The organism is Marinobacter sp. KMM 10035 (assembly GCF_046537445.1).
GTDB classification, from domain to species: Bacteria; Pseudomonadota; Gammaproteobacteria; order Pseudomonadales; family Oleiphilaceae; genus Marinobacter; species Marinobacter sediminicola.
Genome location: NZ_JBBVMG010000004.1, coordinates 50,648 through 70,689 on the forward strand (window position 1 = coordinate 50,648; position 20,042 = coordinate 70,689).

Below are 20,042 nucleotides of genomic sequence, written 5' to 3' on the forward strand. Positions count from 1 at the left end.
CCTCCCACTTAGCCACTAATCAATCTAGTCGATTAAGTGAGCCAGTTCCCTCTCAAGAAGAACCTGATCTCCCAGATTTAATTCAACAAGACGCCTCAGATGAGTCGCGCTTTCCAAATCGATGTACTGACATTTGAAGCCTAGCCTATGGGATTCGATGTGTTTGAGCTCCACCGCCATAACAATTCCCACCTTCTCCCCATCAAGATGAATAACCACCTCGCAAGGTTGGTTCAATGGCACATCCCAGCTTTGCGGGCGTTTGACCAACACGCCTTTCAGTGAGATATCCAACACCTCGGTTGTCCACAGGCTTTCGAGGGCGTGAAGTTCGCACGGGGCATCGAAGCTTATGCGATGGAACTTCCGTTTTTCGGGCGCTTTGGCGGGCAAGGGACTGCTCCTTTTTATTATCGGGACATCTGATACGACTATAGCCGGTACGGGGTCACGCATCCATACAGGCTTTAGCCGCAGCAATCCGGGTCCAAGCGTGAGGGTGAATTAACAACCCTCCTCGTTCTCCTCTTGGCATCGTGGGTCTAGGTCTGTTGCCATGGGAGCGGCATCGGGAAGAGGAACAAATTTTTCCTTTTGCTCCGTGGGTGCGGCCGGCCTTTTGTAGACGCGCATCAGCACATACATGGCATATATCAGGGCCACTGCTGATTCAAACACGAAGAAGCTGAAGGGGCCGGAGGCTGCCATAAGTCCCGCTGCGAACAATGGCCCGAGGGTGGCGCCTATGGAGTGGATCATCAGCAGGCGTCCGGATGCAGCAACGTAGTATCTGCGCTCGAGGCGGTCAAAACTTTCTGCTACGCAGAGCGGATAGATGCTGCTCATTACGCCGCCAAAGAATAAAGCCAATATCAGTAGTGTGGCAAAGGGTACGCCTGAGGCGAGCAGGCTCAGCAATACTGCCCAGGAAGCGCCAACCAAAATAAGCGCAATCGACATAACTAGTCGCCGGTCAAGCCTGTCTGCCAGTGCACCTATGGGTAACTGGAACACCAGCCCTCCCAGGACGACCACGCTCATGAACATGGCGGATTCAGCCACGCTCAGGCCGATTCTACGGGCGAAGACTACGCCCAAGGCGTAAAAAGAGCCGATCATTATCCCCGACACCGCCGCCCCGATCATGCCAACGGGCGAGGCTGCGTAGAGTTTCTTCAGGTTGAGTGCGCGGCTTTCGCTGAGATTTGGCTCACCCAAACTCGTCATGGCAACGGGTATTAGCGACAAAACGATGAGAGCTGCCGCCAGCATGAAGAGGTCGGGAGCCTCAGGATCTGCGAGGTTTACCATTGTTTGGCCGGCAGCGATGGCCAGGTAATAGGCGAGCATGTAAAAACCGAGAACTCGCCCTCGGGTTTCGTTGCTGCTCTTGGTATTCAGCCAGCTCTCGATGGTGGCCGTTAAGCCGGCAATACAGAAACCGTTAATTATACGGAGAACTACCCATGCCGTTGGATGGGTAAAGGCTGTGTAAGCCAAGGTGACTGCGGCTGTTAATGCCGCAAAGGCTGCAAATGCGCGGATATGGCCGATGCGGAGGATTACCCGCTTTCCGCGCACCCCCCCAAGCCCGAGGCCAAAGTAGTAGGCCGCCATGATCGCCCCGATCAACGCTATCGGATAGCCCGCCGCTTCCATGCGGAGCGGCAGAACAACGCCAAGCAAGCTGTTGCCGGCAATCAGAGCGGCCGTACCACCCAACAGGGGACGTACCGAGACAAGAATCTCGCTTACGCTTCGAACCATTATCCGGTAGTCACCCATTGGCTCAGCTCTTTTTAGCTGTGGTATTCCGGGCTCAATTCAACAACGGCTTCAATGAAGGCTTTGGCATTCTCGGGTTTCACTTCGGGAGTGATACCGTGCCCGAGGTTGAAGATATGGCCTGGGCCAGAGCCATAACGGCGCAGGATGTCACCCACCTCTTCGCGGATTCGTGCCGGTGAGGCGTACAGCATAGTGGGATCCATGTTGCCCTGCAGAGCCACACGATCGCCAATACGAGCACGGGCATCGCCGATATCCGTGGTCCAATCCAGCCCAACAGCATCGGCGCCTGTATCTGCAATAGACTCCAGCCACTGGCCACCATTCTTGGTGAACAGAATCACCGGAACGCGGCGCCCATCGTTCTCACGGATAAGGTTATCTACAATTTTCTGCATGTAATTCAGCGAGAACTCTTTGTAAGCCCAAGTGCTCAAGAGCCCACCCCAAGTGTCAAATATCTGAACAGCCTGGGCGCCTGCCTTAATCTGGCCATTGAGGTAATCAATTACGATATCGGCAAGCATGTCCAGCAGGCGGTGCATAACCTCAGGCTCGCTGTACATCAGCTTTTTAGCTTCGCGGAAATCCTTCGAGGAGCCGCCTTCAACCATGTAGGTTGCCAGTGTCCAAGGACTTCCGGAGAAGCCAATCAAGGGAACACGGCCATTGAGCGCGCCACGGATAGTGGACACTGCGTTCATCACATAATCGAGGTCGGTTTCTGCCTTAATCGCCGGCAGGGCATCCAGGTCTGCTTTCGAGCGAATGGGGTGTTTGAACTTGGGGCCTTCACCCGTTTCAAAATACAACCCCAGGCCGAGCGCATCCGGAATAGTGAGAATATCTGAAAACAGAATCGCGGCATCCAGCGGAAAACGCTCAAGTGGCTGGAGGGTTACTTCGCAGGCCAGAGGCGTGTTCTTGCACAAGCTGAGGAAATCGCCAGCTTTCTCCCGGGTAGCGCGATACTCGGGTAGATAGCGTCCCGCCTGGCGCATCATCCATACCGGGGTACGATCAACAGGCTGGCGCATCAGGGCGCGTAGAAAGCGGTCATTCTTCAACTCGGTCATAGGGATCCCAACGTTGTCTCTTTCAGATGGTCTTTGTAGAACGAAAGCAATGATACCCCGTTTGTCATAATAAAAAAGGCCGGCTTACCCTTAGTCAGCCGGCCTGTCGAGTCATGATACAGCCTTAATCAAATATCGAGATAATCCATGATACCTTCGGCTGCCTGGCGACCTTCCCAGATTGCCGTTACCACCAGATCCGAACCCCGAACCATGTCACCACCGGCAAATATTTTTGGGTTGCTGGTCTGGAAGCCGTACTCTGCCTTTTCCGGGGCGGTTACTCGGCCAGAGTCGTCGGTATTGATTGCGTGCTTGCCAAACCAGTCCGCCGGGCTCGGCCGGAAGCCGAAGGCGACCAATACCGCATCTGCCGGTATCACTTCTTCGCTGCCGGGAACCACTTCCGGGCGACGACGGCCATTTTCGTCCGGCTCGCCGAGCTGCGTCGACACTACTTTTACGCCCTCAACCTGGCCCTCACCAACAATCGCAATGGGCTGGCGATTAAACAGGAATTTCACACCCTCTTCCTTGGCGTTGGACACTTCACGTCGCGAGCCCGGCATGTTGGCCTGATCGCGACGATAGGCACAGCTCACGCTTTCTGCCTGTTGACGAATGGAGGTCCGGTTACAATCCATTGCGGTATCACCGCCACCCAGAACCACCACTCGTTTGCCTTTCATATCAATGAACTCTGAAGCGTCTTTTTCAAACCCGAGGCGACGATTCACGTTGGACACGAGGAAGGGCAAGGCATCATAAACGCCCGGTAAGTCTTCGCCCGGGAATCCGCCCTTCATGTAGTTGTAGGTACCCATCCCCATGAACACGGCATCGTATTCATCAAGGATGTCCTGCATCTGAATATCCTTACCCACTTCAGTGGACAATCGGAACTCAACACCCATCTCCTCAAACACCTGGCGCCGGCGAGCCATAACGGACTTTTCCAGCTTGAATTCGGGGATGCCAAATGTGAGCAGGCCGCCGATTTCCGGATAGATATCAAACACCACCGGTTTAACACCATGGCGAACCAGCACATCGGCACAGCCAAGGCCTGCCGGGCCAGCGCCAATTACGGCCACTTTTTTATCCGTCCATTTGACAGCAGACATGTCCGGCTTCCAGCCCAAAGCAAAGGCCGTATCGGTGATGTATTTCTCAACCGAACCAATAGTCACAGCGCCGAAGCCATCATTCAACGTGCAAGCGCCTTCGCACAGGCGGTCCTGGGGGCAAACCCGGCCACAGACTTCTGGCAGCGAATTGGTTTGATGACATAACTCAACCGCCTTCATGATGTTGCCTTCCGCAACCAGCTTCAGCCAATTGGGAATGTAGTTGTGAACCGGGCACTTCCATTCACAATAGGGATTGCCACACTCCAGACACCGGTGAGACTGAGTCGCCGCACTATCTGCAGTGAACGGGTGGTAGATTTCACCAAATTCCTTTTTGCGTTTCTTCGCAGGAACCTTTTTCGGATCTGCCCGACCTACTTCCACAAACTGAAAATCGTTGTTTAGTCTTTCTTTCATATTGGCGTTCTCATCAACTCAATTTCGACAAGGGCTACCCCTATTGGCAACCCGGAACCCTCGCAAGTATCCATTCTCTATGCGAAGCGCTTATTCAGGCCGCGCACGGGTGCTTGCCAGCAGGCTGCGCAAACTTGCAGCCTTGGGTTTCACCAGCCAGAAGCGGCCGATGTAGTCGTCGAAATCTTCAAGAATATGCTCGGCCCAAACACTGCCGGTTTCCGATATGTGCTCACGAATCACGCTGCGCAGATGGTTGCGGTAGGCTTCCATTTCTTCACGGGAGATGCGCTGGATTTCCACCAATTCGTGGTTGTATTTGTCTACAAACGTATTGTCCATATCCAGCACATAGGCGAACCCGCCCGTCATACCGGCACCAAAGTTGGGGCCTGTAGAACCCAGCACAGTGACCAGCCCGCCGGTCATATATTCACAGCAATGATCACCCGCGCCTTCAACAACTGCTTGGGCGCCGGAGTTGCGCACAGCAAACCGCTCACCGGCGGTGCCAGCCGCAAACAGCTTGCCGCCGGTGGCTCCGTAGAGACAGGTGTTACCGATGATCGCGGTATTCTGGGACTCGAAAACACTGCCGCGGGGTGGTTTGACGACCAGCTTGCCGCCCGTCATGCCTTTACCGACATAATCGTTGGCATCGCCCTCAAGAATCAGATTAAGCCCGCCAACGTTCCAGACACCAAAGCTCTGGCCCGCAGTACCCACAAGACCCAAGGTTATTGGCGAGTCTGCCATTCCCTGGTTGCCGTGCTTTGCCGCAATCTCACCGGAAAGTCGCGCACCAATCGAACGGTCGCAGTTGGTTACGCGGAAATTCCAGGCTCCACCAGTTTTGCCTTCAATGGCCGGGGCAATGGCTTTGAGCATTTGTTCCGCCAGCAAGCCCTGGTCGAATGGCACATTGCGCTCGATCTGACAGGTTTGTGGCTTGTCCGCAGGAATGTGATCATTGGACAGCAACCTCGTGAGGTCTAGCTGTTTCTGGCGCTCGGTATCGCCTGGCAAGCGAACGAGAAGATCCGTTCGACCTACAAGCTCTTCCAGCGTACGCACGCCCAGCTTGGCCATCCACTCACGGGTTTCTTCCGCGACAAAGCGGAAGAAATTCATAGCCATTTCCACAGTGCCTTTGAAGTGTTCTTCCCGGAGGTGTTCGTTCTGGGTGGCAACACCGGTAGCACAATTATTCAGGTGGCAAATGCGCAAATATTTGCAGCCCAAAGCCACCATGGGGGTGGTGCCAAAGCCAAAACTCTCTGCGCCAAGAATCGCGGCCTTCACCACATCCAGGCCGGTTTTTATACCGCCGTCTGTTTGCAGCCTAATCTTTCCACGCAAATCATTGGCGCGAAGCGCTTGCTGGGTTTCGGTCAATCCGAGTTCCCAGGGCGAGCCCGCGTAACGTATGGACGCCAAGGGACTTGCCGCCGTACCACCGTCGTATCCGGAGACGGTGATCAGGTCGGCATACGCCTTTGCAACGCCAGCCGCAATCGTGCCAACACCTGGCTCTGAGACGAGTTTTACAGAGACCAGAGCTTGTGGATTAACCTGTTTGAGGTCAAAGATCAGCTGCGCCAGATCTTCAATGGAGTAGATATCGTGATGCGGCGGTGGCGATATCAAGGTAACGCCGGGCACAGAGTAGCGCAGACGGGCGATCAACTGGTTGACCTTGCCACCAGGTAGCTGTCCACCCTCGCCTGGCTTGGCTCCCTGAGCAACCTTGATCTGCATAACATCGGCGCTGCGCAGATACTCTGCGGTTACACCAAAGCGGCCGGAGGCCACCTGCTTGATCTTGGAGCGCTTTATGGTGCCGTGGCGAACCGGGTCTTCACCGCCCTCACCGGAATTGGAACGGCCGCCAAGCGTGTTCATAGCCACGGCTAACGCTTCATGAGCTTCTGGCGACAAGGCACCAAGGGACATGGCAGCCGAGTCGAACCGGGGAAAGATTTGCTCCACTGGCTCAACAGCTGAAAGCTCGATGGTTTCTATACCCTCACGAAACCCGAACAAATCCCTGATCGTCGCGACCGGGCGCTCATTGACCAGCGCCGCGTATTCTTTGTAATGCCCGTAGCTGCCGGTGGTCACTGCTTCCTGCAGTTTGGTGACTACGTCCGGGTTGAAGGCATGGTACTCCTGACCATGGATGTATTTCACCAAACCACCCGGGGTAATGGGCTTGCGCGGCTTCCAAGCTGTCGCGGCCAACTGCTCCTGGTCGTGCTGCAAATCGAAAAAGCTTGCACCCTGAATGCGGCACGGAACCCCTTTGAAGCACAGATCAGCAACGTCATCAGCCAGACCAATAGCCTCAAAAAGCTGGGCGCCCCGATAAGAGGCAATAGTGGAGATGCCCATTTTGGACAAGATCTTCAGCAGACCCTTGTTGATTCCTTTGCGATAGTTGTTCTTCGCCTCGATAGGATCCATTAACAACTCGCCGGTGCGGATCAAATCATTCAGAACCTGATATGCGAGGTAGGGATAGACCGCGGTGGCTCCAAAGCCCAACAGCACAGCAAAATGATGGGGATCCCGAGCCCAGCCTGTTTCCACGATGATATTGGAATCACAGCGCAGGCTTTTTCCGGACAGGTGGTGGTGAACTGCGCCTGTCGCCATCAATGAATTCACCGGCAGCTCGCCCTGCCTCAAATCCTTGTCTGAAAGAATAAGTAGTACGCTGCCACTGCGAACAGCTTGCTCAGCCTCATCACAAATGCGGCAAATTGCCTGCTCGAGCCCCTGCTCCGGCAGGTAGCTCAGGGAAATCCGCGCCACGGCGAACCCCGGGCGCTCATTATTGGCGATGCGAAGAAACTTGGCTGGCGAAAGAACCGGTGTCGTCAGGATAATTCTGTCTGCGTGCTCTGCTGTTTCCTCAAAGACATTACGCTCGGCACCCAGACAGGTTTCCAGCGACATCACAATGGCTTCGCGAAGTGGATCAATCGGCGGGTTGGTTACCTGAGCAAACTTCTGGCGAAAAAAGTCCGCAACGTGCCGAACCTTACTGGACAATACTGCCATAGGCGTGTCGTCCCCCATGGAGCCAACAGCTTCCTGGCCATTTTCCGCGAGCGGGCGCAGGATCTGATCGCGCTCCTCATAGGACACCATGAACATTTTCTGGTGTACCAGAAGGTCATCCGCATCCATCAGCCGGAATTCCGGCATTTCCTGACTCAGAGTTGCTTCCACTCGCAGCGCATTTTCGCGCAACCAGAGCCTGTAGGGCTGAGCCGTTTTGAGACGTTGATCGATATCCCGGGTGTGCAACACTTCACCGGTTTCCGTATCAATCGCCAACATTTGTCCCGGGCCTACCCGGCCTTTGGCAACCACATCCTCCGGCTGGTAACCATAGGTACCAATCTCTGATGCCAGGGTAATGAAATCATCCTTGGTAACCACCCAGCGCGCAGGACGCAAACCATTCCTGTCCAGCATGCACACAGCGTAACGGCCATCCGACATAACCAGTCCGGCAGGACCATCCCATGGCTCCATGTGCATCGAGTTGTATTCGTAAAACGCCCGCAACTCTGAATCCATGGTATCGACATTCTGCCAAGCCGGTGGAATCATCATGCGCGCAGCCCGGAACAGGTCCACGCCGCCCGCCAGCAGAATCTCAAGCATATTGTCCATGCTTGACGAATCAGAACCGGCAAGGTTCACAAGAGGCTGCAGTGTTTTCAGATCCGGCAGGTTTGGCGAACTGAACTTGGCAGCTCGGGCTATAGCCCAATTCCGGTTGCCGTCGATGGTGTTAATTTCGCCATTGTGTGCCAGAAAACGAAACGGCTGAGCCAAGGGCCAAAGCGGCATGGTATTGGTGGAAAAGCGCTGGTGAAACACGCAAATGGCAGTAGCGAAATCAGGATCACCCAGATCCTTATAGAAGTTCGCCAGATCCGCCGGCATCATCAGCCCTTTATAGGCAAGGGTGCGGTGGGACAGGCTGCAGATATAAAACTCGGAATCATCCGCCATATCCCGCTCGGCATGGCGACGCCCAACAAACAGGCTGATGGCAAATTCCTGCTCTGACTTGCCTGCAGGCGTTACGAAAACCTGCTCGATACGCGGCATACAATCCAGAGCCATAGGCCCCAAGCAGCTGGCATCAACCGGCACTTCACGCCAGCCCATAACTTCAAGACCTTGACCGGCGAGACACTTCTCTAGAACCAGTCGGCCTTTTGCAGCTTTATCGGATTCCTGACTCAGGAACACCTGACCTACAGCAAACAAGCCGTTGGGCTCTTGGCCGAACGCTTTTTTGGCAGCTTTCTTCAGAAAAGCTTGAGGGCTTTGTATTAGGAGACCGCAACCGTCACCGGTTTTGCCATCGGCGGCGATACCACCTCTGTGCGTCATGCAGGTAAGCGATTCAATGGCCGTTTGCAGCAGTTTGTGGCTGACCTCGCCTTTCATGTGGGCGATTAGTCCAAACCCGCAGTTATCTTTGAACTCGTCGGGGTGATACAGACCTGATTTCATAAGCGCCCTCTTGCATATCTATGCATCTTTGCCAGCGACTTTGCACCAAAAAAGTGCACAAAATCAGCCGACGCTAAAAAAATGGGGCAGCGATTATACGCACGTATAAATACGTACTCAAATACATTTTATTTTATCTTTTCTGGAAGGAAACAGGGGGAAATGATTTTCAACTTCAAAAACAGAGAGTTACCTCTCATTACCGGCAGATCACAAACCTTCAGTTGTTCGCACCCAAGGCGTGCCCGATATCAGTGCACGAGGCAAGGTGGTCGCAGCCTTCTGTGCCTCTTCCTTGGTTGCATAACTTCCGTGAAGAACCATGAACCAAGGCTCGCTCTTTCGCTCTCCCTTGGTATAAACCAGCTCAGGGAGAGAGGGGTAGCGGGAAATAACATTCAGTGCCGTTTGCTCCAGATTTCCAGCCACTAACTGAATAGTCCAACCTTTACTGCGGCTGCGCATCTGCTCAATGCTTACATATTTACCAGCATTTTTTGGAATGAAACGAGGCTCAGGCTCAGGCTCAGGCTCAGGCTCAGGCTCAGGCTCAGGCTCAGGCTCAGGAATAGGTTCTGCCGGCGCTACGGGCTCTGTCAACACCGGAACATCTTCCACTGCAGACATATCTTCCGGTGTTTCGGGGCCAATGGTAATACTTCTGCGAACACGATCAGGCACTGGAAGCACTTCACTATCCAAAGCTACCGTCTCATCATACTGCTGGGACACGAACCACCAGGAAGCTCCCAGGATCAAAAGCGCCAACGCGGGCAAGCGAAACTGCCGGAAATCGATACGCTTGACGTTTTTTTGCTTGGATACATCAGACACGATATCCAGCCAAATCCCTGGCGTAACCCTTTTCAGCCGGGAGAAGCTTCCTTGGCTCAAATCATGTATCCGCGAAAGACGAGCGGGACTGAGGAGTTCACTCACCTTACCCCCCGCGTTATGGACGCGGGGCTCAAGATAGGAGAACACTTCTTCTCGGGTTAGTGGTCGTAAATGGACCTGGTGAACTGTGACAGCGGAGTCGTCTATGCCTAGAAGCTTAACCAAGCGATCCTCCCCAGCGAAAACCGGGACTGCCGCCTTGGCTCGATCTGCCGCCAAAAACCCGTCAAGGATCAGCCTGAGTAGCTCTGTAGGAACCCGGTCAGCATCGTCGACAAGTAGCACCATGCGCTGCCCTTTGCCAACCCTGGTTTCTGACCATCGGAAAAAGCGATACACGGCCTCTCGCGGGTTATCATCCGGGCTAGCGCCAGAACGGGCAACCTGCCGAAGATCCTTTGCAAGAGCGCTCACACTGACCATGGCTGCAGAAGAAATGCGATGAAAACCCAATCGTGATGACTCACTGCGAACCAACTCTGCCAGCAACCGGCTTTTTCCAGACCCGGGGCCGCCGGTGAGTAGCAGAGCCATATCACCAAACCCGCACAGATGGCGCAATGCCTCCAGGGCGTGGTGACGCATACCATCCGGAAAGAAAGGGGTGTCCATCTCCAGCGGATTACCCCTAAGGCCATACCGCTGCTGCAAACGGGGGAACAGACCTCCACCGTCCAGACTGTTGAAAGTGTCTTCAGTCACTAAACATCCCTACGGTTCAAAATTACACGCCCTGCTCAATTTTCCTGATAACAGAAAGCGCTGAGCGTTGCCTTGAGATTTTCCGGAGATGCGCCGGATGTAACCTCTGCCTCACCCACAGCCTTGAGCAACACCAACCTTAATTTGCCATCGACATTCTTCTTATCGACGGCCATCAGGCTCATAAAGTCCGCAGGCGTCATTTGCTTGGGCGGCCGCGAAGGAAGACCAGCTTTGAGAACAATCTGCACAATCCGGTCATAATCAGCCGGGTTTATCGACCCCTCTCGTAACGACAGATCGGCAGCCATAATCATGCCAGTGCCTACAGCCTCTCCATGGAGCCAGTTGCCATAGCCGGCGAAGGTTTCGATCGCATGGCCAAATGTATGGCCAAGATTCAGAGTAGCTCGAATTCCACTTTCCCGTTCATCCTGAGCGACCACATCGGCCTTGCTCGCACATGAACGGAATATGGCTTCTCCCAACGCCTCGCTATCAAAAGCGACCAACTGACTCATCGTCTGTTCGAGCCAATCAAGAAAGGCCAGATCACGAATAAGTCCGTACTTAATGACCTCCGCAAGTCCGGCGGACACTTCCCTGGGCGGCAAGGTCTTAAGTGTATCTGTATCAATCAATACCACTTCTGGCTGATGAAAAGCACCAACCATGTTTTTTCCAAGCGGATGGTTAATTCCGGTTTTACCACCCACGGACGAATCCACCTGAGACAGTAGCGTGGTAGGAATTTGTATGAATGGAACGCCACGCTGGTAGCACGCAGCAGCAAACCCGGTCATATCCCCAACCACACCGCCACCAAGCGCTACCAGCGTCGTTTTCCGAGTGTGCTGCTTTTCCAGCAGGGCGTCGAAAATCAGATTCAGCGTTTCCCAGTCTTTGTGTTTTTCACCGTCCGGGAGCACCAGGGTATCAATAGTCTTCCCGGGAAAACTGGCTTTTGTTTTCTCCAGATATAAGGGCGCGACCACATCGTTGGTTACAATCAGTACCTGAGATCCGCCGACGTAATCTGAAAGGTCATATTCACCCAGAATGCCTTCACCGATCACAATCGGGTAACTACGCTCACCCAGCTCAACTTGAAGTTCGTGAAGCAACTTATACATGATTGCGTCCCTCCTTTCGCACCTGCCTTTGTTGCCGCGGTGTTTTTGGGTTTATGCGATTGACAAGTTGCCGCACCACAAGACGTGGACTTTTGCGATCAGTATGCATAATGATGTCTGCCAACTCTGTATATAGGGGGTCCCTAACGGCAAACAACTTCCGCAAAACACCTTCGGGGTCATCATTCTGTAGCAAAGGTCGATTCCGGTCTTTACGTGTGCGCTCCACCTGCTGCTCAATGGAGGTTCTCAAGTAGACAACCACCGAATGCATTTTCAGGAGCGCGTGATTTTCAGGGCGCATTACCGCGCCACCACCGGTAGCAAGCACAGTCCCTGCCTCAGCCGACAGCTCTTCCAACATAGCTGTTTCTCGTTGCCGAAAGCCCTCCTCCCCCTCAACATCGAATATCCAGGGAATGTTTGCTCCGCAGCGCTCCTCAATGATTCGGTCGGTATCAAGAAACCTGTATCCCAGCTCACGGGCAAGCATACGGCCGATGGTGCTTTTACCTGCGCCCATGGGGCCAACCAGGACTATGCGTTTGGGCAAAGACATAACTACCGCTCAATAATGTTCAGGCGGGTGAGAATATCACAGGGCTGAAGATTGCATAAGCTTCAGCGTGGGCACCACAAGCCTTCAGACAAAAAAAAGCCGCCGGTTTATCGCGGCGGCTTTTTTCCTGACCCCTGTTACTGAATCAGGTCATTCTTGATGATCTTCGGTGTGATGAAGATCAGGAGTTCGCTACGAAGCTCGGTTACTTCTGTTCGCTTGAAAAGACGACCCAGATAGGGGATGTCGCCCAGGAACGGTGTTTTGGTAACCGTGGTTGAATTGGTGGACTCGAAAATCCCACCGAGCACAATCGTTTCACCGTTACCCACAAGTACCTGCGTTGTAATGGAGTTTGTATTGATGGCCGGACCGGCATCAGTATCTTCACCTCGGGAGTCCTGATTGACCGCAAGATCCATAATTATCTTGTCATCCGGTGTAATCTGTGGCGTGACTTCAAGTGAAAGCACGGCTTCTTTAAATTCGATTGAAGTCGCTCCGCTACTAGAAGCCTCTTGGTACGGAATTTCCTGACCCGACTTAATGGAGGCAGTCTGCCGATCAGCAGTCACCACGCGCGGCTGTGACACAACCTCGGCCTGGCCGTCACTTTCAAATGCGGACAATTCCATGTCGATCAAAAAATCTGTGCCAATATAACCAAAAGCCAGTGACCCAGCAGGTGAAACCGTCGTTCCAAGGTTGACGTTCAGATCAGATGGAAACCCAAGAGCACCGCTGCCGGCAATCCCCGCCAAACCACCCTGGGAGCCACCGACCACGACATTATTGTTTCCATTATTCGCATCACCTCGGGCTGCTGCGCCCCAACGTACACCAAGCTCCTGCGCCACATTATTCTGGGCGCGCACAATACGAGCTTCAATAGAGACTTGGCGAACCGTTATATCCCAAGTGGAGACAAGACGACGGATCTCTTCCAACTTTTCAGTTGTCTCACGGATACTGATGGTATTGGTGCGAGCATCAGAGGACACAAAGCCCCTACTGGAAATAAGCTCTTTGTCCGCTTTGATTAAGTCGACGATATCGCCGGCTTTAGCGTAGTTCACCTGAACAATATCCAGACGAACCGGCGCAAGCTCTGCGATCTGCTTGGTCGTCTCGAGCTCAAGCTTCTCACGGGCCGCAATTTCTTCTGCGGGTGCAACCAGCAACACATTGCCGATCTGGCGCTTATCCAGCCCTTTGGTTTTCAGAATAAGATCCAGAGCCTGATCCCAAGGCACATTCTGCAAACGTAGAGTTATGCTGCCGCCGACCGTATCACTAGCAACCAGGTTCAAGCCGGTGAAATCTGCAATCAACTGAAGCACCGAGCGCACCTCAATGTCCTGAAAGTTCAGAGAGAGCTTCTCTCCGGAGTAAGGGAACTTCTCCTCACGGCGGGTTTCAGCTTCTTCTTCACTAAGTTTTTCAACGCTGACCGTAAACTGACTCCCAGATTGATAGGCAATGTAATCATAATTGCCTTCAGGGCGAATCTCGACCACCGCCTTGCCATCTTCGACAAACGTATCAATGCGACTAACAGGTGTTGCAAAGTCGGTCACATCGAGGCGACGGCGCAGATCCGCTGGCACCGCAGTTTCGTCCATCGTGAGGCGGATTTTCCCGCCCAACTCAGACAAATCAACAGGCGTACCCGGGCTTCCAAGATCAACAATGACACGACCTTCGCCATTTTTACCTCGACGGAAATCTACACCAGCTAATGCGCCCGGTGTAGAAGCGGGCCGCGACGCTGCAGTAGTGCTAGATGATCTATTGGTAGCTCTACCAGTTCCCGACTCGCCACCAATGGTCACTACCAACGAGCTGTTGTTCCGAACCGTCTCGTAAGGCGCAAGCTCAACCAGATTAAAGATCAAACGAGTGCGATCCTTTGTCTCCACAACAGTCATACTCTGGGCATTACCTGATCCAAGAGGAATGCTGCGAGTGTTAAGACCGCTGGTAGTATCGCGTAAATCCACTGCGATTCGCGCCGGACGCTCAATGGTGTAACCCGACGGTTCGGGCGGTTGGCCATCAAATTTAAGTGTCACTTCCAGGCGCTCTCCCGGTAGCGACGAAAACGACACGTCTTCCAGCGTGACCGCACTGGCCAGGCCGGATAACAACCCAAAAGCAATTACGCTGACGTATACATTGAGTTTTCTGAACATCGCTAGCCTCGACCCCGAACTTTTTTGTACATGCATTTTTCTTTCAGTTTTCATCAAGTCGCTCCTTAGCCTGCGTCTTCGTCCAGGGTCAGAGAGCGAGGACGCTCTACCCAGCCACCCCGGCCATTGGGAACGATTTCGATAAGCTCTATACGGGTTTCACTAACGCCAATAACCCGGCCGTAGTTCTGCCCCATGAAATTCCCGGTACGAACCCGGTGAATACCGCCCGCATTGTCCCGAATCAAAGCAAACAGGTTTCCTGTCACACCCTGAAGCGTGCCCACCATGCCAAGATCCTTGAGATCAAAATTCTCCAACACCTCTTTAGGACGATCCAGATTGGGTTCAACGTCACTGACCGGCTTTTCATCAACCATCGTCAGCTGCACATCCAGTGGCGGCTCAAACGGAGCTCGCCTGTCTGCTGCCGAGTAACTGAATGCCTCGTAAGCACTGAACTCAGGCAAGGGCTCGACGTGCCCCCGAGGTTTGGCTCGGGTGTCTGCCATGAATTTGTCCAGATCGGAAAAACCGCTGCCCTGGGAGCAAGCTGTCAACAGTGATACCAGACAAACACCCAGCCAGGCCTTTCCCGCATGCTTTGCTGCCATGCTTATTCTCCAGCCCGGTAGCGGTATGTGCGAGCAACTACTTGCATATCAAGTCGCTCACCGTCTCCGCCAGTTGGTTTAATGGTTAAATCGTGCAGTGTCACAATCCTGGGAAGACTGGCCACACTACTTACAAACGATGCAAGCTCGTGATATGAGCCTGAAACACGGATATTGATTGGCAGCTCTGAATAGAAGTCGCGCCTCTGCTCGGGCTGAAGCTTTACTTCTTGCAGCGCCAAGCCGCTACCCAATGCCGTGTTGGTAATATCCTCCAAAAGGCCGGGCACTTCTGTTTCGCTTGGAAGCTGCCGCACCAAGGCGCCAAATGTTTCTTCCATCTCAACCATTTGCGCTTTGAACACTTCCAGGTTTGCTACCTGATAAGCCTTCTCTTCATATTTTTTACGCAATTCCTGTTCGGTTTTCTCAACCTGGTCGAGCTGCACGTACTGATCCTTTACAAAAAACCAATAGCCGCCGCCCATAATCAGGCCAAAAACGATCAGAACTACGATAGCCTTGATAGGCGCAGGCCAAATGCCCGCATTATTTATATCAAGATCGTTAATATCAAATTCATTCAAGCTTTTAAGTGAGTCTGAGAGGCTCATTATTTACCCTCCCCTTCCGGCTGGGGTGTCTGCTGCTTTACAGTCATAGTAAATTGGCTGTAACCCGCTCGTGAACCATCTGCTGCCGAGACGTTAGATAGATTCGGACTGGTAAACCACTCAGACTCATCAAACTGGCGCATAAGTGCGGAAACACGACTGTTAGATTCAGCCATCCCTACAATGCTGACTTGATCACCCGCCCTATTCACGTCGGTATAAAAAAGACCATCAGGTAAGGTACGAACTAGCTCATCAAAGACACGCACGATGACAGGGCGCTTGCCTTGCAAATCCTGTATCACCTTCATGCGCGCCAAAAGCTCATTACGCTTACGCTTTAGGCTGTCAATCTCCTGAATCTGAACATCAAGTTTCTTGGCAGCTGACTCTATGTAAGCGTTACGTGATTGCTGGTACGCAATTCCGCTATCAAGATCGGAACTCCATAGGAACGTGAGACCGGCAGCAATAATAGCAGCCCCCACAACCATCACAACAAACTGCTTCTGTTTCTCTGCCCGGAGCTCTTCGCGCCAAGGCCTGAGGTTAATTCTTGCCATTAGTCGAAGCTCCTCATTGCCAGACCACACGCAATCATCAGCGAGGGAGCGTCGTTGCTCAGAGCAGATGCGTTAACCCGTGAACCGACCGCCATCTCCGCAAAGGGATTCGCGACCAGTGTCGGCGTACCTGTTTTCTCTTCCACCATTTCGGTCAGCCCCTGAATCGAAGCAGTACCACCAGCAAGAACCACATAGTCCACCGCATTGTACTGACTGGCACCGAAGAAGAACTGGAGGGCTCGCGCAACCTGCTGAACCACCGCCTCCCGGAACGGGGTTAGCACTTCGGATTCGTAATCGTCAGGCAGCCCACCCTGCTTCTTGGCAAGCCCGGCCTCCTCAACAGAAAGTCCATATCGACGCTGAATCTCTTCAGTCAGCTGCTTGCCGCCGAAAATCTGCTCGCGCGTATAGACAGTTTTGCCTTCAGCGAGAACGCTCAAGGTTGTCATGGTGGCACCAACATCAACGATAGCCACCACCAGATCTTCGCCCTGGGAGTCGAGCTGAGCTTCAATCAAACCGTATGCACGCTCCAGTGCGTAGGCCTCGACATCCACAATTTTCGTGTTGAGTGAGGCAATCTCAAGTGCATCCTGGCGAATATCCACGTTCTCTTTACGGCAGGCCGCCAAGAGCACATCCACCTGGTCCGGGTTCGTTTCCGAGGGACCCTGCACTTCGAAATCAATCGCAACCTCGTCAAGTGGGTATGGAATATACTGATCAGCCTCAAGGGCGATCTGATCTTCCATCTCAAATTCGTTGAGGCCACCATCCATCTGGATGAGCTTGGTAATGACCGCCGAGCCGGATACAGCCACAGCAACCTGCTTGACGCTGGTGCGCGATTTTGAGGCTACCCGTTTGAGAACCTCACCAACCGCCTCAACATCCGTGATATTTTTTTCCACGACCGCGTTAGCCGGCAGCGGCTCAACGGCGTAGCTCTCGACCTTGTAACGGTCGCCCTGCTTAGACAACTCTATGAGCTTGACGGAGCTGGAGCTCACATCAACGCCCAATACTGCACTGGATTTCTTTCCGAACAATCCGAACACGCGCTCACCCTATACCTGGCTAGTTGCACCCGGTTACATGTGTTATGTGTTTTTTATTTAAGAGAATTTCTTCATTGTTCCGTTTACAATGCCCACTCTCGTTCAGCTGGGAACATTTGCGACGGTGAAGCGACTCATCCTTCCTAAAGCAATTTCTCAAATGATAGACCTATATCCAACAGTTGTCAGAAAAAAATGTCTCATTTGTTGCGTACTTCTCGCCTTTTCGCCTGGTTATTTCTCACCGGACTGAGTGTTGCCGTTATCGTAGGCTCAGGCTTTTATCTCTATCTCCGCCCAGGCCTTCCACCCGTTGAACAGCTTCTGGACATAAAACTCCAGACGCCATTGCGCGTATATAGCAAAGACAACAGATTAATAGCAGAATTCGGTGAAAAGAGAAGGGCACCGATCACAATCGAACAGATCCCAACAATTCAGTTACAAGCCTTTTTGGCAGCTGAAGACTCGCGTTTTTATGAGCACTTCGGGGTCGACATCAAAGGACTGGCGCGGGCTGCCATCGAACTGGTCTCTACCGGCTCAATCCAATCTGGCGGCAGCACCATCACCATGCAGGTTGCAAAAAATTACTTTTTGTCACGCGACCGGACATTTATTCGCAAGTTCAACGAGATACTTCTGGCTGTTCAAATAGAACGTGAACTCGATAAAGATCGGATTCTTGAGCTATACCTGAACAAGATCTACCTCGGCAACCGGGCTTACGGTATTGCCGCTGCGGCGCGCGTTTATTACAACAAGCCTGTCAACGAGCTGTCGCTTGCCCAAATGGCCATGCTGGCAGGACTACCCAAAGCCCCCTCAGCGTACAACCCACTTGCCAACCCGCAGCGAGCGATGCAGCGCAGGGACTGGATCCTGGGCCGAATGAAAGACCTGGCTTACATCAGCCCAACAGCCTACGACCTGGCCATTCAGGCACCACTCACTGCAACTTACAACGCCACCGAAACCGAAGTGGACGCCGACTACGTTGCCGAAATGGCGCGAGCAGAGATGGTCCGGCGCTTCGGAGAAGAGGCTTATACAGACGGATACTCCGTAACACTGACGGTAGATAGCAAAGAACAGCAGACAGCAACAGACGCCCTCAGACGCGGGCTTGAAGCCTACGATCGTCGACACGGGTTCAGAGGCCCCATCGGCAGACTTGACGCCGAAACCCTTGCAGGGGGCGACCTTACCACCGCAATGCTGAACTACCCCAGAATAGAATCGCTGATGCCTGCGGTTATTACGGAAATCGATGACGACAAAGGCGAAGTCCAGGCCCACGTGCGCCGGTTTGGCCCAGCTACTATGCCGTTCGAGACCATGCAATGGGCCAGCCGCTATAAAACTGAAAACCTGACTGGCCCAAAGCCCGAGAAACCCTCAGATGTTGTGAGCGTGGGCGACGTTGTATACGTTCGGGTAAACGAACTGCCCAAAGTATCAGTCCCACCCGAAGTGACCGAGCAAGCAGCAGCTCAGGATTCGGGGCTCACTCAGCCAGTCCGAGTGTCACTTATGCAAGTTCCGAAAGTCGAAGGTGCGCTAATCTCTCTTGAGGCCAAAACTGGCGCCATCCAAGCTCTCGCAGGCGGCTACAGCTTCGGACAAAGCAAGTACAACCGCGCGATACAAGCGAGGCGCCAACCAGGCTCCACGTTCAAGCCATTCCTGTACCTTAGCGCTCTGGAGAGCGGCAGAACCCCTGCGACTATTTACAATGACGCTCCGATTGTTTTTGATGACTCAGAACTGGAATCCGCTTGGCGCCCACAGAATTCATCAGGGCAGTTTTATGGACCAACCCCTCTTCGCGAAGCCCTTTACCGCTCACGAAATCTTGTCTCTATTCGACTCCTAAGGGATCTCGGCATTCCTCAAATGCTGGACTACCTCGACCAACTCAAGGTTCCGACCGACAGCATGCCCAAAGACCTGTCGCTATCACTGGGCAGCGGACAACTCTCACCCATGGAGCTAGCCAGAGGCCTCGCGGTTATCGCCAACGGGGGTTACGACGTAGAGCCATTTCTCATCCAGAGCATCACTGATGTGAATGACAAGGACATATACCGGGCCCCTGAAGTCGTTCTGTGCGACCGCAACTGTGGCACTGACGACCCGAAACCCGACACCGTCACAGAAGACACACCCGTAAGCACGCTGACCATGACAGAAGAAACCGCTCCGAAGACGCGTGTTATGCGTCGCTTAGCAGATGAGCGCTCCGTGTATATATTGCACTCTATGCTCCGGGACGTAGTCAAGCGGGGAACCGGGCGCCGGGCATTGGCCCTCGGACGGGATGACATTGCAGGCAAGACTGGCACAACAAACGAACAGCGAGACACTTGGTTTGCAGGCTTCAACCACAACCTTGCTACTACGGTATGGGTAGGATTTGACCAACCCGCCCCATTGGGCCGCCGGGAGTTTGGTGCGAGCACAGCCCTGCCCATCTGGATAGATTACATGAAGGTAGCGCTTGATGGCGCGCCTTCGGCCTTCATGCCGCGACCTAACGGCATTGTGAACATTCGAATCAACCCCGAGACCGGAAAGCGCGCGAGACCGGGCGAGGACGGCAGCTTTGAGATCTTCAAGGAAGAGGATGCACCTGCACCTCTAACCGAAGAAGATGTGAGACCCGGAGGCACCCATGGCAACGGGGACGACCTTTCGCGCCAGATCTTCTGAGCAACCCACACCACAAAACAGACACCCACAAAAAAACCGGCG

Annotated in this window: 14 protein-coding genes; 1 reads left to right on the forward strand and 13 read right to left on the reverse strand. The window is 53.5% G+C overall.

Annotated features, from left to right (window positions below; all coding sequences use genetic code 11):
- Positions 1–24 precede the first annotated feature (24 nt).
- The 13 genes from AADB16_RS17205 to AADB16_RS17265 form a co-directional block, all read right to left on the reverse strand.
- A complete protein-coding gene (locus AADB16_RS17205; RefSeq protein ID WP_410805063.1) occupies positions 25–393 on the reverse strand; it encodes a PilZ domain-containing protein in 369 nt (122 codons plus the stop codon).
- 111 nt (positions 394–504) lie between these two features.
- Positions 505–1,785, reverse strand: a complete 1,281-nt coding sequence (locus tag AADB16_RS17210) for an MFS transporter (protein WP_410805065.1) — start codon at positions 1,783–1,785, stop codon at positions 505–507.
- A gap of 14 nt (positions 1,786–1,799) precedes the next feature.
- Entirely contained in the window at positions 1,800–2,864 is a 1,065-nt protein-coding gene (gene hemE / locus AADB16_RS17215; protein WP_410805067.1) for a uroporphyrinogen decarboxylase, read from the reverse strand.
- Between the two features lie 128 nt (positions 2,865–2,992).
- A complete protein-coding gene (locus AADB16_RS17220) occupies positions 2,993–4,411 on the reverse strand; it encodes an FAD-dependent oxidoreductase (protein WP_309045768.1) in 1,419 nt (472 codons plus the stop codon).
- Between the two features lie 90 nt (positions 4,412–4,501).
- Entirely contained in the window at positions 4,502–8,950 is a 4,449-nt protein-coding gene (gene gltB, locus AADB16_RS17225; protein WP_410805070.1) for a glutamate synthase large subunit, read from the reverse strand.
- A gap of 210 nt (positions 8,951–9,160) precedes the next feature.
- Positions 9,161–10,549: an AAA family ATPase gene (locus AADB16_RS17230; RefSeq protein ID WP_410805072.1), complete on the reverse strand. Its 1,389-nt coding sequence runs from the start codon at positions 10,547–10,549 to the stop codon at positions 9,161–9,163.
- A 35-nt stretch (positions 10,550–10,584) separates the two neighbouring features.
- Positions 10,585–11,682 carry a 3-dehydroquinate synthase gene (aroB, locus tag AADB16_RS17235; RefSeq protein WP_410805074.1) on the reverse strand — a complete coding sequence of 366 codons (1,098 nt, stop codon included), beginning with the start codon at positions 11,680–11,682 and terminating at the stop codon, positions 10,585–10,587.
- Positions 11,675–12,241 carry a shikimate kinase AroK gene (aroK, locus tag AADB16_RS17240; protein ID WP_309045772.1) on the reverse strand — a complete coding sequence of 189 codons (567 nt, stop codon included), beginning with the start codon at positions 12,239–12,241 and terminating at the stop codon, positions 11,675–11,677. The genes aroB and aroK overlap by 8 nt, the downstream gene beginning before the upstream one ends.
- Positions 12,242–12,378: 137 nt before the next feature.
- Positions 12,379–14,433, reverse strand: a complete 2,055-nt coding sequence (gene pilQ, locus AADB16_RS17245; protein WP_410805188.1) for a type IV pilus secretin PilQ — start codon at positions 14,431–14,433, stop codon at positions 12,379–12,381.
- 65 nt (positions 14,434–14,498) lie between these two features.
- Positions 14,499–15,047, reverse strand: coding sequence for a pilus assembly protein PilP (locus tag AADB16_RS17250; RefSeq protein WP_298453209.1), 549 nt, complete (start codon positions 15,045–15,047; stop codon positions 14,499–14,501).
- A 2-nt stretch (positions 15,048–15,049) separates the two neighbouring features.
- Positions 15,050–15,661 (reverse strand): type 4a pilus biogenesis protein PilO, encoded by a 612-nt coding sequence (locus tag AADB16_RS17255; RefSeq protein ID WP_410805077.1) that lies wholly within the window; start codon positions 15,659–15,661, stop codon positions 15,050–15,052.
- A complete protein-coding gene (locus AADB16_RS17260) occupies positions 15,661–16,224 on the reverse strand; it encodes a PilN domain-containing protein (RefSeq protein ID WP_410805079.1) in 564 nt (187 codons plus the stop codon). The genes AADB16_RS17255 and AADB16_RS17260 overlap by 1 nt, the downstream gene beginning before the upstream one ends.
- A complete protein-coding gene (locus AADB16_RS17265) occupies positions 16,224–17,288 on the reverse strand; it encodes a pilus assembly protein PilM (protein WP_309045774.1) in 1,065 nt (354 codons plus the stop codon). The genes AADB16_RS17260 and AADB16_RS17265 overlap by 1 nt, the downstream gene beginning before the upstream one ends.
- A 195-nt stretch (positions 17,289–17,483) precedes the next feature.
- On the opposite strand from AADB16_RS17265, the gene AADB16_RS17270 reads away from it, so the two are divergent.
- A complete protein-coding gene (locus AADB16_RS17270) occupies positions 17,484–20,000 on the forward strand; it encodes a penicillin-binding protein 1A (RefSeq protein ID WP_410805081.1) in 2,517 nt (838 codons plus the stop codon).
- Positions 20,001–20,042 lie beyond the last annotated feature (42 nt).

Excerpts from the sequence above, each read along its gene's own strand:
- AADB16_RS17210 (WP_410805065.1), bottom strand. The coding sequence starts at position 1,785 with ATGGGTGACTACCGGATAATGGTTCGAAGCGTAAGCGAGATTCTTGTC.
- hemE (WP_410805067.1), bottom strand. The coding sequence starts at position 2,864 with ATGACCGAGTTGAAGAATGACCGCTTTCTACGCGCCCTGATGCGCCAG.
- AADB16_RS17220 (WP_309045768.1), bottom strand. The coding sequence starts at position 4,411 with ATGAAAGAAAGACTAAACAACGATTTTCAGTTTGTGGAAGTAGGTCGG.
- gltB (WP_410805070.1), bottom strand. The coding sequence starts at position 8,950 with ATGAAATCAGGTCTGTATCACCCCGACGAGTTCAAAGATAACTGCGGG.
- aroB (WP_410805074.1), bottom strand. The coding sequence starts at position 11,682 with ATGTATAAGTTGCTTCACGAACTTCAAGTTGAGCTGGGTGAGCGTAGT.
- aroK (WP_309045772.1), bottom strand. The coding sequence starts at position 12,241 with ATGTCTTTGCCCAAACGCATAGTCCTGGTTGGCCCCATGGGCGCAGGT.
- pilQ (WP_410805188.1), bottom strand. The coding sequence starts at position 14,433 with ATGTTCAGAAAACTCAATGTATACGTCAGCGTAATTGCTTTTGGGTTG.
- AADB16_RS17250 (WP_298453209.1), bottom strand. The coding sequence starts at position 15,047 with ATGGCAGCAAAGCATGCGGGAAAGGCCTGGCTGGGTGTTTGTCTGGTA.
- AADB16_RS17255 (WP_410805077.1), bottom strand. The coding sequence starts at position 15,661 with ATGAGCCTCTCAGACTCACTTAAAAGCTTGAATGAATTTGATATTAAC.
- AADB16_RS17260 (WP_410805079.1), bottom strand. The coding sequence starts at position 16,224 with ATGGCAAGAATTAACCTCAGGCCTTGGCGCGAAGAGCTCCGGGCAGAG.
- AADB16_RS17270 (WP_410805081.1), top strand. The coding sequence starts at position 17,484 with ATGTCTCATTTGTTGCGTACTTCTCGCCTTTTCGCCTGGTTATTTCTC.